Raw genomic sequence first — 12,798 nt, 5'->3', positions numbered from 1 at the left:
CGGGTCAGGGCGTGGCGACGGCCGCGCGGGAGCGGTCGGCGGCGATCCGTACGGCCAGCGCCGCGAGCGCGGTGCCTGTCACCCACCGCTGCACCCGTAGCCATCCCGGCCGGCGGGCGAAGAACCCGGCCAGCGCGCCGGCGGTGAGCACGATCAGCGCGTTCACGATCAGCGCCACGGCGATCTGGGTCAGACCGAGCAGGAGGCTCTGCATCGCCACGTGGCCCCGCGTCGGGTCGATGAACTGCGGTAGCAGCGACACGTAGAGGATCGCGATCTTCGGGTTCAGCAGGTTGGTGACCAGGCCCATGGTGAACAGGCGCCGGGGCGGGTCCGGCGGCATCGGCGTGGGCGTGAACGGCGAGTGCCCACCGGGACGCAGCGTCCGCCAGGCCAGCCAGAGCAGGTAGCCGGCGCCGGCCAGCTTCACCACCGCGTACAGCGTCGGCACCAGGACGAAGACGGTGGCCAGGCCGGCGACGGCCGCCGCCAGGTAGACGCCGAAGCCGGCGGCCACCCCGAGCAGCGAGACCAGCCCGGCACGGCGGCCCTGCGCCACCGAGCGGGACACCAGGTAGACCATGTTCGGGCCGGGCGTGAGCACCACCCCCAACCCCACCAGCGCGATGCCCAGCAGTGCACCAGTACTCACCACGACGCTTCCCCCGTTCGGTAATCCCCACAGCGACCGTAATCGGGATGAACGTCCCATTCCAGGGCCACCTGGCAGGCCGTGGCCTGCGATCCGGGCTGATCCATTCGCGTTCGGTAGGACGGCAGCACTTCGGCGGGAATGCGCACAGTCGCGGGCGTGCTGACCCCTGACAAGCGCGTGTCGCCTGCCGGAGGCGGCGCGTTACGGTGGCCAGGGAGGTGCCGCACGGTGACAGAGGCGTGGGAAGCGTCAGTGGAGGCGAAGATCCAGGATGCCGTTCAGCGCGGCGAGTTCGACGACCTGCCCGGCATGGGCAAGCCGATCCCCGGTCGGGGAGCGCCGTACGACGAGGCGTGGTGGATCAAGAGTTTCCTGGAGCGCGAGGCGCTCCCCAGTGACCTGCTCCTGCCCACGTCCCTGCAACTGCGCCGACGCATCGAGCAGGTCCCCGGCGAGGTCCGTGACCTGCCCACCGAACAGTCCGTCCGCGATTTCGTGGGGCAGTTGAACGCCCAGATCGTGGCGTGGCTGCGCTTCCCCGACGATGGCCCCCGGGTCGCGGTGCGCCCGGTGAACACCGAGGACGTGGTCCGCCGTTGGCGCGCCGAGCGTGCCCGCCCCAAGGTGACGACGACCGCCGCCGACGCGGCGGCCGTTCTGCCGCCGGCACGCCGGCCCCGCCGTAGCTGGTGGCGGCGGTGGCGCCGTCGGGGCTGACCCCCGGGCCACGGCCACGGCAGACTGTGCCGATGTTGATCGAATCGCTGTCACCCGACATGCCCTCGACGCCGGGTGTCGCCCTGCGTCAGTGGTGCGCCGACGACCTGGATGAGCTGGTGCAGGCGTACCGGGATCCGGTCCTGCGCCGCTGGACCAGAGCTCCGGTGACCACCGCCGCCGAGGCACGACGGTGGCTGGAAGGCGCGCAGCGCGACTGGGCCGACGGCCGGCGGTACACCTTCGCCGTCCTCGACGAGCAGGCCGACGGTGCCCGGCTGGTGGGCAACGTGGTGCTCAAGGGGGTCACGCCGGAGCGCCCGGCCCCGGAGGTGGGCTACTGGACGGCGTCGTGGGCGCGCGGCCGCGGCGTCGCCCCGCGCGCGGTCACCGCGCTGAGCCGCTGGGCGTTCGACAGGTTCCCCGAGGTGGCGCGTCTCGACCTGCTGCACCAGGTGGACAACGTCGCCTCCTGCCGGGTGGCGCAGAAGTGCGGCTTCGTGTTCCAGGAGGTGTTGCCGGCCCGGCCGCCCTTCCCACTCGACGGCCACCGGCACTCGCTGCACGCCGGCTAGCCGGACGGCACTCTCGACACCCTCCCCGCGCCGACCGTCCGACCTGTGGCGAACGGATCCGAACAGGTCCGAACGCTGGCTCTCGGCCTCGACGACGCGAACGCGGATACGGTCTGGGCCGAGCGCCCAGACGAGGGCCGGCACGGGAGGGACGGGGTGACGTGACCGAGCGCGCCGCGACGTACGCCGAGGTGTTCGCGGTACGCGAGTACCGCCACCTGTTCGGTGCGTACCTGCTGTCCCTGGCCGGTGACCAGCTCACGGCCGTGACCGTGGCGTATCTCGTCTTCAGCGAAACCGGCTCGGCCGCGCTGGCGGCGGCCGCCTACGCCAGTTCCTACCTGGCCTGGCTCACCGGTGGACCGCTGTTCTCCGGCCTGGCCGACCGGTTCCCCCGGCGAAGCGTGATGATCGCGTGCGACCTTGGCCGCGCGGCGCTCATCCCGCTGGCGGCGCTGCCGGACCTCCCCGCGCCAGCCCTGGTGGTGCTCCTCTTCGTGGTCAACCTGATGCGGCCACCGTTCGTGGCGGCGCGGGCGGCGTTGATGCCGGAGGTGCTCGACGACGACCGTTACGCGGTGGCCAACGGCGTGGACAATATCTGCGCCCAGGTTGTTCAGGTGGTCGGCTTCGCCGTCGGGGGGAGCCTGGTGGCGGTGCTGTCGTTGCGCGGTGCCCTGCTGGTGGACGCCGGCACGTTTCTGGTGTCGGCTCTTCTGATCGGGATCGGTGTGCGTTCCCGCCCCGCGCCTCGAGCACGGTCGAGCCCGACCGGTGAGGGCCGGGCGGTCGGTCTGCGGGTGATTTTCGCCGATTCCCGGCTGCGGTCCTACGTTCTCCTCCTGTGGACGGCCAGCGCCTTCACCTACGCGGCCGAGGGATTGATGGCGCCGCTGGCCCGACAGTACGGTGGCGGCGCCGCCACCGTCGGGCTGTTGCTGGCGGCGGCGCCGTTGGGGATGTCCCTCGGCGGGGTCGCGTTCACCCGGTTCTGTCCACCGGCGGCCCGCCAACGGCTCATCCTGCCGTTGGCCGCGACGTCGGCCGGCGTGCTGGCGGTGGCCTGGCTCGTCCCTCCGCTGTGGATGATGCTCCTGCTGTTGGTGCTGGCCGGAGCCGCGAGCGCCTTCGCCATCCCTCTGAACGCGTTGTTCGGCCGGGCGGTGCCGACGCAGTACCGGGGACGCGCCTTCGGGGTGGCCATCACCGGTCTCAGTGGGCTACAGGGGACGGCGATGGTCCTCGCGGGTCTGGGCGCCGACCGGTGGCCGGCCACCACTGTGATCGGGTTCAGCGGCCTGGCGGGCGCGGTGGCGGTTCTCGCTGTCGTGCCGCTGTGGCAGCGGCGACCCGACTCCAGACCTGCGAGGTCCGAGTCTCCGGTCGAACAAGCCCGAACGACTCCGAACGCCGACATCAGTACCGCCGAGGCAGGTCGTGGCCGACGCTGAGGTCACCTGGCGGGCACGGGGCCCGTCACCGAGCAGAGAGGAGAAGGGCATGCGCAGCGTTCGCAACCGTGGCATCAGCTGGACCTGACCCTGACGCTCCAACCGGGTGGTCGCCCGGAAGGCGACCACCCGCCCCTCAACGTTGGTGCGAGTCAGTCGACTGCGGCCCGCCAGCTCCAGGAGGTACGTCGGGCCCGGCCGGGCAGCTCACCGCGGCCGGTCATCCAGAGCAGCACCTCGGGTACCGCCCCGGCCGGGGCGTCCGGGAAGAGTCGCCGCAGCACCAGCGCGCTCAGCCGCTGCGGCGGCTGCCACGGCACACCGAGACCGAGGGTGACGTCGTGGGTGTGCAGCACGGTCTCGGCCACGCCCATGGCGGCGAAACCGGCCGGATCACACGGACCGAAGTGCCAGGCCCGCACGTCCGACGCGGCGGCGTCGACGGCGGCGGCGAGCAGACCGGCGCAGGCCCGCACCACTGTGAGCACCTGCGTCGGGCTCGCGTCGGGGGAGACCCGCAGGTCGTACGGCAGATAGCCGTCATCCGGGCGGCCGGTGACCTGGCCCGCGTACGCCAGGAGGTCGTGCGCGACGTGCGCCGCGGTGGTCCAGCAGCTCCAGCTCAGCGAGCCGGCCGGCACCGACCAGTCGCGTTCCCGGTGCGGCAGCAGCACCCGGGTCATCTCGTCGGCTGCCTCCCGCAGGTCGGCACCGGTCACCGCCGACATTCGCCAACCCGCCGGGCAGCACCGGACGTGGGAATCCCGTTATGGGTGAAGAAAGTCGAGGCATGCAAGAATCCATCCTTGCATATGGGTGGAGGCGAGCGGAGTGTTGCCCAACCTCGTGGTGGACACGACGGTGCTGCCCCCGGCGGACCGGTTCGCGTTCTGGTACGCCCTGGTCGCTCAGGAGACAGCGCCGGCGCACATCAGCAGCGGCCACCTGGACAACTTCGTGGCCTACGCGCAGGCCATCGATCTCGGTCGCATTCGGATGACCTCGCTGCGCTACCCGTCGCTGGACTCGATCCGGCCCACGAAACTGGTCCGCCGAGCCGAGGGGGACATGTATCAACTCGCGCTACCACTGACGGGTCGCAGCTCCCTGATCCAGGACCGCACCGAGTCCACGCTGGAAGCCGCGAACCACTTCACGCTCCTGGACACCGCGCGGCCGCACGTCGCCCGGCATCACGCTGACGGTCCCGATCCCGCCACCACGATCACCGTGCAGATACCGCACGCGGCGCTGCCCCTGGCACCGGACCGGCTCCGCCGCCTGCTGGCCACGCCGATGCCCTCGCACGTCGGCGTCGGCGGCCTGTTGGCCCACCACCTGCGCGGCATCGCGGCGCACCCGGAGCAGTTCGAGCCGGCCCAGGCCGAGATCCTGGGCGGGGTGGCGGTGGACCTGCTCACTGCCGCGCTCGCTCAGTACCTCGACATCGAGGACACCCTCTCACCGGAAGCGCGGCAGACCGCACTGCGGGCCCGGGTCGTCGAATTCATCGACCGCCACCTCGACAATGACGAGCTCAGCCCTCGCAGCGTCGCCGCCGCCCACCACATCTCACCGCGGTCGCTGCACCGCCTGTTCGAGGCGGAGGCGACGACGGTCGCCGAACTCATCCGCGCCAAGCGCCTGGAGCAGTGCCGGCGTGATCTCGGCAACCCGCTGCTGCGGCAGCCGATCCATGCCATCGCCGCCCGCTGGGGTTTCCCGGACAAGGCCCACTTCAGCCGCCTCTTCCGTGCCCACTACGGACGTTCGCCGCAGGAATACCGCAGGGGCGTCGCTCGCCAGGATCGGTGACCGCCCTCCCGACCGCTACCGCCGGCGGTCGGTCGGGTCGTCCTCGACGAAGTCACGGATCGCGGCGCGGACGCTCTCGCCGTACGGGTCGTCCGGCAGTCGCACCAGGTGTTCGCGGGCTCGGGCGAGGTGTTCCCGGGCCGGACCGACGTTGCCCAGGCGCCGGTGGCAGTCGGCCAGGTTGAGGTACAGCGACGGCAGGAACGCCTGGACCTGGAGCGAGGACAGATACCGCTGGGCGCGTTCGTCGGTCAGGTCGGACACGGCGGCCAGGGCACGTTCGTCCCAGGCCAGCTCCGCCTCGGTGGTGTCCTGCAGGTCGGCGAGATAGTGCGCCAGGGTGCAGCGGTGCAGGGCGTCACCGGTGGGGCCGAGTTCGTCCCACAACGCGGTCAGGGCGTCGCGGGCGGGGCCGTGCTGCCCCGATCGGCCGAGCTGCACCGCCTCGCCGATACGGGTCATTGTCGGGTCGGGAGTTGGTTGGTCGTCCATGTCGCCGATGGTCGGGCCTCGACAGGGTCGAGGGTCAAATCCGCCACGTGTCAGAAAATTACAAAGCACTGCCCAGATCTTGCACTCCAGTGTCGAGTTTCCCTAGGCTGCCGGGGTGAGCGAACATTCGCTGGTCGAGGCGAGAGATCTGACGAAGGTCTATCCAGCACGTGGGTCCACTGCGGAGTTCCGGGCGGTCGACGGCATCGACTTCGCACTTGAGCGGGGGGAGTCGTTCGGGCTCCTCGGCCCCAACGGCGCCGGCAAGTCCACCACCATGCGGATGATCGCCGCCACGTCGCCGATCAGCGGCGGCAGCCTGCGCGTGCTGGGCATGGACCCGATGAGGCAGGGGCCGGAGATCCGCGCCCGGCTGGGCGTCGTCACCCAGGACGACTACCTGGACAACGAGCTCACCGTGCGGGAGAACCTGCACATCTACGGGCGATACTTCGGCCTGTCGCGGGCCGTCATCCGGGACCGCGCGACCCGACTGCTCGACTTCGCCCAGCTTCAGGAGAAAGCCGGCGACCAGGTCGAGACGCTCTCCGGCGGCATGCGGCGGCGGCTCACCATTGCCCGCTCCCTGATCAACGAACCGGACATCCTGCTGCTCGACGAGCCGACCACCGGCCTCGACCCGCAGGCCCGACACGTCCTGTGGGACCGGCTCTTCCAGCTCAAACAGCAGGGCGTGACGCTCATCCTCACCACGCACTACATGGACGAGGCCGAGCAGCTCTGCGACCGGCTCATCGTGGTCGACCACGGCCGCATCGTCGCGCAGGGCTCACCCCAGGAACTCATCACCAGGTACGCCACCCGGGAAGTTCTCGAACTCCGCTTCCGCCTCGACGAGCGCGACACCGCGGCGGAGAAACTGCTGACATCGGTGCTGGCCACCGGCGGCAACGACGACGAGGGCCGCGTCGAGCTGCTCCCCGACCGGGTGCTCGTCTACACCGCCGACGGCGAGGCGGCCCTCGCCACGGTGCACGCCATGTCGCTCACGCCGCTCACCGCGCTGGTCCGCCGCGCGACGTTGGAGGACGTGTTCCTCAAGCTCACCGGCCGATCGCTCATCGAGTAGCAGGAGAGGTCACTGGTGTTTCGTGTATTCAGGTACTGGTTGACGCGCTACCGGCGTACCTGGCGGGGCTCGATCGTGATCAACGTGTTGAACCCGTTGCTGTTCCTCATCGGCATCGGCGCCGGGCTGGGCGCCCTGGTCGACGACAACGCGCCCGCCCAGATCGCCGGCGTCTCCTACGCGGCGTTCTTCGCCCCGGGCATGCTGGCCGCCGCCGCGATGCAGAACGCGTTCCTGGAAGGTGCCCCGGGGGTCGCCCGCGCTGCCGGCTTCGGGGCGTACCGCAGCGCCACGCCAACGCCGCTGAGACCGGAGCAGCTCGCCGCCGGGCACCTGCTCTTCATCACCTTCCGGGTGCTCATCGCCAGCGGTGCCTTCATCGTGGTGATGGCCGCGTTCGGGTTGATCGGGGGATGGTGGGCCCTCGGAGCCCTGCTCGGCGCGACGCTGACCGGGGTCGCGTTCGCGGCACCCGCCGCCGCGTGGGCGGTCGGCGTCCGCAAGCTGCGCCACATCGACACGGTGTTTCGCTTCGTCATCATGCCGCTCTACATGTTCTCCGGCACGTTCTTCGCGGTCTCGCAGCTGCCCGAGTGGATCCGACCGGTGTCCTACCTGCTGCCGCTGTGGCACGGGGTGGAGCTGTGCCGCACGCTCAGCCTCGGCACGGCGACGATCACCGGCAGCTCCGTCCACATCGGCTACCTGCTGGCACTCGCGATCGGCGGCTTCCTGGTAGCGCGGGTCACCTACCGCCGACGGTTGCACCCGTGACGGCCCACGCCCAGAGCATCGTGGAGGCACCATGACCACCGTCGTCGTACCCACCTGGACGAGACGCCGGGCCCTGGCGCTCATCGAACGCAACTTCATGATCTACCGCCGGTCGGTCACGCCGCTGCTCAACGCGCTCGTCGAACCGATCCTGTACCTGCTGTCGATCGGCGTCGGCGTCGGGATGCTCGTCGGCACGGTCCCCGGCGTCGACGTCCCGTACGCCGCCTATGTGGCCCCGGCGATCCTGGCCACCACGGCGATGAACACGGCGTTCAACCAGACGAGCTTCGGTGTGTTCATCCGGATGAGGGTCGAGAAGACCTACGAGGCGATCCTGCCGACACCGCTCTCCGTCACCGACATCGCCGTCGGCGAGGTGACCAGCGCGATGATCAACGGGCTGCTGACGTCGATCGGATTCCTCATCCTCATGGCCGTCGGTGGGCTGCTCACGTCAGCCTGGGTGCTGTTGGCCCTGCCTGCGTCGCTACTGATCTCGTACGCGTTCGCGGCCGGCGGGCTGGCCGTCACCACGTACCTGCGAGACTTCCCCGACTTCCAGTACATCCAACTCTTCATGCTGCCGATGTATCTGTTCGCGACGACGTTCTACCCCCTGTCGGTCTACCCGGAGGCGGTGCGGCCCCTGATCCAGGTGCTGCCGCTCTACCACAGCATCGAGCTGGTCCGGGAACCCGCGTTGGGCCACCTCGGCTGGGAGCTGCTGATTCCGGTGGCCTACCTCGTCGCGTTCGGCTCGATCGCGATGTACGTCGCCACCCGTCGAATGACCCGGGCAATGCTGCGCTGACCGGCTCGAGATCGCGTCATCGCTGGGCGACGATGGCCTCGAGCACCGAGCGGACGGATGTCGGGTGGTGGCCGATGACTGCCTCCAGCGTCGGATCGGTCACGGCGAACTCCTTCTCTCGTGCCGCGCGGTACATGCCGAGAGTGAAGTCGGCCGCCGCCGGGGGCATGCCACGCGCGATGACGGATGCCCTCCACTCGTCGTCCTGCGCGACGACCCGTTCGACGGTGCGGCCCGTGATGTCGCTGAGGATGGCGGCCACCGCTTCGAGGTCGAGCGCCTCCGAGGCGGTCAGCGGTGCCGTCACCCCGTCGAGGACGCCGTCCTCGCTGAGGGCGACGGCTGCGGCCTCGGCCAGGTCGGCGTGCGCGGTCCAGGACACCGGGCCGTCCGCCGGCGCCACGAGTTGCCCGGTCTCCAGGGCCGTGCCGATGGAGAAGCTGAGCGTGCTCGCGTAGAACCCGTTGCGCAGGGCGGTGAAGGGAACTCCCAGTCCGGCCAGGTGTTCCTCGGTCGCGGCGTGCGTGGGCTGGGCGGCGAAGAGCGAGTCCCGGGAGGCGGCCTGGTGGCTGGTGTAGAGGATCCGGTTGGCTCCCGCGTCGTGGGCGGCGTCGATGGCGGCCCGGTTCGCGACGAGCGCGCCGGGGCCGCGGATGGCGGCGGAGACGATGAGGACCTTGTCGGCACCCTCGAAGGCGTGCCCCAGCGTGGCCGGGTCGGTGAAGTCTCCGACGCGCACCCGCACACCCCGCTCGGCGAGGCCGGCGGCCCTATCGACGTCACGCACGCTCACGCCCACGGCGTCGGGCGGTAGCCGGTCGAGCAGGCGGTCGACGATCTGGGACCCGAGGTTTCCAGTGGCACCGGTGACGACGATCATGATGACACTCCTTGTTATCGTTGATACGCAGCGAACGTTAGCATCGGTAAATCGTGGATAACAAGAGACTGTTAGCATCGGTACATGGTGACGACGCAGGACACCCGCGACGACGTCCGTGCGGGCATCGTCGCGGCGGCGACCCAACTGCTGCGGGAGAAGGGCGCGAACGCGGTGACGACGCGCGCCGTCGCCCAGGCCGCGGGCGTGCAGGCGCCGACCATCTATCGCCTGTTCGGCGACAAGGACGGCCTCATCGACGCCGTCGCCGAGCACGTCATGGCCACCTACGTCAGCGGCAAATCGGTCGCAGCGGACGCCGCGACGGGCGACCCGGTCGCTGACCTGCGCGCCGGATGGCGCGCACACGTGAAGTTCGGCCTGACAAACCCCGAGTTGTACGCGCTGATCGCCACCCGGGGGAGCGGTGCACCCTCGCCGGCAACAATCGCCGGCCTCAAGGTGCTACGTCGTCGCGTCCGACGACTCGCCACAGCCGGCCTCCTCCGGGTCGACGAGGAACGCGCGCTAATGATGATCCACTCGGCGGGCAACGGCACCATCCTCACACTGCTGGGAATGCCCGCCGACCAGCGCGACCTCGGTCTGGGTGAGGCCATGCTCGACGCCGTGCTCGCCAGCATCCTGGCGACAACTCCGGTCACACCCGACACCACCGCGAACGCGGTCGCGGTGACCTTCGCGACGGTGCTGCCCGACCTCGCGGGGCTCACCGACGCCGAACGCGCGCTGATGGCCGAGTGGCTCCACCGGTCGCTGACCCACCAGACGCCGTGATCACCTGGCGAGGAAACAACTCGACGCGACCGCGCCGGGGGAGATAGCTTGCAGTCGACTGCGACACCGCCCGAGGAGGTGAGACCCATGAACGTTGTAGCGATGTGGGTGCTCCCCCTCGCCGTCCCGGTCGGGCGATTGACGTAGGTGTCGCCGGGAGCGCCTTGCCAACACGGCACTCCCGAAAGGCAACACCTATGTACCCTCCGCGATTCACCGCCGAGCCGCCGTCGACCGATCGCACGCCCCGAACGTACGACGTGATCATTGCCGGCTGCGGGCCGACCGGTGCGATGCTCGCCGCCGAACTACGACTGCACGACGTACGGGGCCTCGTACTGGAGAAGGAGACCGAGCCGGCATCGGCCGTCCGCATCGTCGGCCTGCACATCCGCAGTCTCGAGCTGATGGCGATGCGCGGGCTGCTGGACCGCATCCTCCCGCACGGGCGGCAGCGTCCGGCCAGCGCCTTCTTCGCCGCCATCCCCAAGTCCGCGCCCAAGGGCCTGGATTCCCGGTACGCCTACCTGCTGGGCATCCCGCAGCCGGTCATCGAACGTCTACTCGAAGAGCACGCCATCGAACTGGGCGCGCAGGTCCGGCGCGGTTACGCGGTCGTCGGTCTCGAGCAGGACGACGAGGGTGTGACAGTCGAGCTGGCCAACGGGGAACAGCTGCGATCGCACTACCTGGTCGGCTGCGACGGCGGGCGCAGTACCGTGCGCAAACTGCTCGGCGTCGGCTTTCCCGGCGAGCCCGCAAGGACCGAGAGCCTGATGGGCGAGATGGAAGTGGGCGTCCCGCAGGAGGAGATCGCCGCCAGGGTGGCCGAGATCCGCGAGACCCATCAGCGATTCTGGCTCCGGCCGGCAGGCGTCGGGGTCTACAGCGTCCTGGTCCCCGCCGCCGGGGTCAGCGACCGCGCCGAACCGCCCACCCTCGACGACTTCGCACGCCAGTTGCGCGCCATCGCCGGGACAGATTTCGGCGTGCACTCCCCGCGCTGGTTGTCCCGCTTCGGCGATGCCACCCGGCTGGCCGACAGTTATCGGGTCGGGCGGGTGCTGCTGGCCGGTGACGCGGCGCACATCCATCCGCCCATCGGCGGACAGGGCCTCAACCTGGGTGTCCAGGACGCATTCAACCTCGGCTGGAAACTGGCCGCGCAGATCCGCGGCTGGGCGCCGGAGGCACTGCTGGACACCTACCAGGCCGAACGCCGTCCGGTCGCCGAGGCGGTGCTGGACAACACCCGAGCCCAGACGGAGCTGCTGTCCACCGAACCGGGCGCACAGGCGGTGCGGAGGCTGCTCATCGAGCTGATGGAGTTCGACGAGGTGAACCTCCATCTGCTGGAGAAGATCACCGCCGTCGGCGTCCGCTACGACTTCGGCGCCGGCCCCGACCTGCTCGGTCGCCGCCTGCCCGACATGGACATCACACAGGGGCACCTCTACGGTCTGCTGCACCGCGGCCGCGGCCTGCTGCTGGACCGCACCGAACGCCTGACCGTCGGCGGCTGGTCAGACCGGGTCGATCACCTCGCGGATTTCACTGCGGCACTGGACGTTCCGGCCGTCCTGCTGCGCCCCGACGGCCACGTCGCCTGGATCGGCGACGACCAGCAGGACCTGGACGAACGCCTCTCCCGCTGGTTCGGCAAGCCCGCCCACTGATCTCGGGCCGGCGGCCTCAACGTCAAGGTTGGGGAATTCGCGGGGGCATAGCCGAGCACGGGGAATCCTTGCCCGGCCATGCCCCCGGCCGACGTCATTGTTGTGCGGCTGTGGCCTCAGGCGTGCGTGTGGCGCTTCTGTCGAACATCCCCGAGGAACTCGCCGCTTACTACGAACAGCACCACATTCGCTGGCTGCACCACATCGAACTCATCGCCTTCTCGTGCCGCATCGGCCAGGCCAAACCGGTGGGCGGACAGCTACGGGTGATCCGAGTTCGGTGAGAATCGGGTGTAGTCGATCGGCCAGGGCCGGGTCCGAGCGAGTGAGCTCTGCAGTCAGGGCCGTTGCGGCGGCCGAGAGTGCGCGACGTAACTCAGTCTCGTCCGTGGAGCGAACCAGGGTCGTTTCGAGCGGTCCGGTGATGTCGGCGGGTAGTAGGTGGACACCTTTGGCGTAGCTGGTGGGGTGGCCCAGACGCTGGCAGGCGAGCGCGATTGTCTGGGTGCGCATGGCGCCGATCCAGTGCTCCGCTTGCCAGTATCTCCCTCGTTCGATGCTGATCCGCGCGTGTAGTGCGTGGTGCCATGCCAGGCCGGCGATCTCGTCGTGGCGGTTCGTCGTGGCGGCCGGGGGTGTTGTCGATTGCCCGAACACGAGTCGCCAACTCGGGCCTCGCGGCCCGAATTCGGCTTCCGGGCTGAACGCGAGGTCGACTTCCAGGCAGCGAGGCAGGAGGAACACCCGGTAGATCGCAGACCCGGACGTCAGATCCCAGTGGTGGACTGCGGCGAAGTCCCGATACAGCTGTTGTGTCCAGCGATGCATGACGGCGTCGAGCGGGTCGCTGACCGCGAAGGCCAGATCGATGTCCGACCAGCGATCCTCATCGCCGGTGGCGTGTGAGCCGGTGATCGCGGCGGCGACGACAGCGGGATCGTGTTCGGCCAGGTGCAGCAGCCGCTGCCGGATCAGGTCGCGTTCCTCTACGGAGAACATGGGTTCAGCTGCTCCATGAGCGTGTCGTCCTTCATGCCGTGCTGCCCTGTTGATCCTGACAG

The 12,798-nt window shown here is 69.9% G+C and carries 14 protein-coding genes; 9 read left to right on the top strand and 5 right to left on the bottom strand.

What is annotated here, in order from left to right:
- Positions 1-4: 4 nt before the first annotated feature.
- A complete protein-coding gene (locus AB0C19_RS20910) occupies positions 5-655 on the bottom strand; it encodes a LysE family translocator (RefSeq protein WP_357187764.1) in 651 nt (216 codons plus the stop codon).
- Between the two features lie 228 nt (positions 656-883).
- Here AB0C19_RS20910 and AB0C19_RS20905 point away from each other — a divergent pair, with 228 nt between their 5' ends.
- The 3 genes from AB0C19_RS20905 to AB0C19_RS20895 all read left to right on the top strand — a co-directional run bounded on the left by AB0C19_RS20905 (position 884) and on the right by AB0C19_RS20895 (position 3,398).
- Positions 884-1,372, top strand: coding sequence for a DUF1992 domain-containing protein (locus AB0C19_RS20905; RefSeq protein WP_357187763.1), 489 nt, complete (start codon positions 884-886; stop codon positions 1,370-1,372).
- 32 nt (positions 1,373-1,404) lie between these two features.
- On the top strand, positions 1,405-1,947 hold the full coding sequence (locus tag AB0C19_RS20900) for a GNAT family N-acetyltransferase (RefSeq protein WP_357187761.1): 543 nt from the start codon (positions 1,405-1,407) through the stop codon (positions 1,945-1,947).
- Between the two features lie 161 nt (positions 1,948-2,108).
- Positions 2,109-3,398: an MFS transporter gene (locus tag AB0C19_RS20895; RefSeq protein WP_357187759.1), complete on the top strand. Its 1,290-nt coding sequence runs from the start codon at positions 2,109-2,111 to the stop codon at positions 3,396-3,398.
- A gap of 152 nt (positions 3,399-3,550) precedes the next feature.
- Here the strand turns inward: AB0C19_RS20895 and AB0C19_RS20890 are convergent, their stop codons facing one another.
- Complete coding sequence (locus AB0C19_RS20890) at positions 3,551-4,126, bottom strand: maleylpyruvate isomerase N-terminal domain-containing protein (protein ID WP_357187757.1); 576 nt, start codon at positions 4,124-4,126, stop codon at positions 3,551-3,553.
- Positions 4,127-4,214: 88 nt separating this feature from the next.
- Between AB0C19_RS20890 and AB0C19_RS20885 the strand changes: the two genes are divergently transcribed.
- Positions 4,215-5,213 carry a helix-turn-helix domain-containing protein gene (locus AB0C19_RS20885; protein WP_357187755.1) on the top strand — a complete coding sequence of 333 codons (999 nt, stop codon included), beginning with the start codon at positions 4,215-4,217 and terminating at the stop codon, positions 5,211-5,213.
- Positions 5,214-5,228: 15 nt separating this feature from the next.
- On the opposite strand, the gene AB0C19_RS20880 is transcribed toward AB0C19_RS20885, so the two are convergent.
- Positions 5,229-5,705, bottom strand: a complete 477-nt coding sequence (locus AB0C19_RS20880; RefSeq protein WP_357187753.1) for a hypothetical protein — start codon at positions 5,703-5,705, stop codon at positions 5,229-5,231.
- 130 nt (positions 5,706-5,835) lie between these two features.
- Between AB0C19_RS20880 and AB0C19_RS20875 the strand changes: the two genes are divergently transcribed.
- From AB0C19_RS20875 to AB0C19_RS20865, 3 genes are read left to right on the top strand one after another with little or no spacing between them, the layout of a single operon-like run.
- The gene (locus tag AB0C19_RS20875; RefSeq protein ID WP_357187858.1) at positions 5,836-6,795 is read left to right on the top strand and encodes an ABC transporter ATP-binding protein; all 960 of its coding nucleotides are present in this window, start codon (positions 5,836-5,838) and stop codon (positions 6,793-6,795) included.
- A 15-nt stretch (positions 6,796-6,810) separates the two neighbouring features.
- Complete coding sequence (locus tag AB0C19_RS20870; protein ID WP_357187752.1) at positions 6,811-7,569, top strand: ABC transporter permease; 759 nt, start codon at positions 6,811-6,813, stop codon at positions 7,567-7,569.
- Positions 7,570-7,600: 31 nt separating this feature from the next.
- On the top strand, positions 7,601-8,383 hold the full coding sequence (locus AB0C19_RS20865; RefSeq protein ID WP_357187750.1) for an ABC transporter permease: 783 nt from the start codon (positions 7,601-7,603) through the stop codon (positions 8,381-8,383).
- Between the two features lie 16 nt (positions 8,384-8,399).
- Here the strand turns inward: AB0C19_RS20865 and AB0C19_RS20860 are convergent, their stop codons facing one another.
- On the bottom strand, positions 8,400-9,263 hold the full coding sequence (locus AB0C19_RS20860) for an NAD(P)H-binding protein (RefSeq protein ID WP_357187748.1): 864 nt from the start codon (positions 9,261-9,263) through the stop codon (positions 8,400-8,402).
- 84 nt (positions 9,264-9,347) lie between these two features.
- Here AB0C19_RS20860 and AB0C19_RS20855 point away from each other — a divergent pair, with 84 nt between their 5' ends.
- Together AB0C19_RS20855 and rox are read left to right on the top strand one after the other, a co-directional pair.
- The gene (locus tag AB0C19_RS20855; RefSeq protein WP_357187746.1) at positions 9,348-10,061 is read left to right on the top strand and encodes a TetR/AcrR family transcriptional regulator; all 714 of its coding nucleotides are present in this window, start codon (positions 9,348-9,350) and stop codon (positions 10,059-10,061) included.
- Positions 10,062-10,258: 197 nt separating this feature from the next.
- Positions 10,259-11,737 (top strand): rifampin monooxygenase, encoded by a 1,479-nt coding sequence (gene rox, locus AB0C19_RS20850; protein WP_357187744.1) that lies wholly within the window; start codon positions 10,259-10,261, stop codon positions 11,735-11,737.
- A 210-nt stretch (positions 11,738-11,947) separates the two neighbouring features.
- Here rox and AB0C19_RS20845 read toward each other — a convergent pair whose 3' ends face one another.
- The gene (locus tag AB0C19_RS20845) at positions 11,948-12,736 is read right to left on the bottom strand and encodes a nucleotidyltransferase domain-containing protein (RefSeq protein WP_357187742.1); all 789 of its coding nucleotides are present in this window, start codon (positions 12,734-12,736) and stop codon (positions 11,948-11,950) included.
- Positions 12,737-12,798 lie beyond the last annotated feature (62 nt).

Origin of the sequence: Micromonospora sp. NPDC048842 (assembly GCF_040649935.1) — a bacterium.
In the GTDB taxonomy this organism is placed as follows: domain Bacteria; phylum Actinomycetota; class Actinomycetes; order Mycobacteriales; family Micromonosporaceae; genus Micromonospora; species Micromonospora hortensis.
This window is presented reverse-complemented; position numbering and strand designations above follow the sequence as displayed.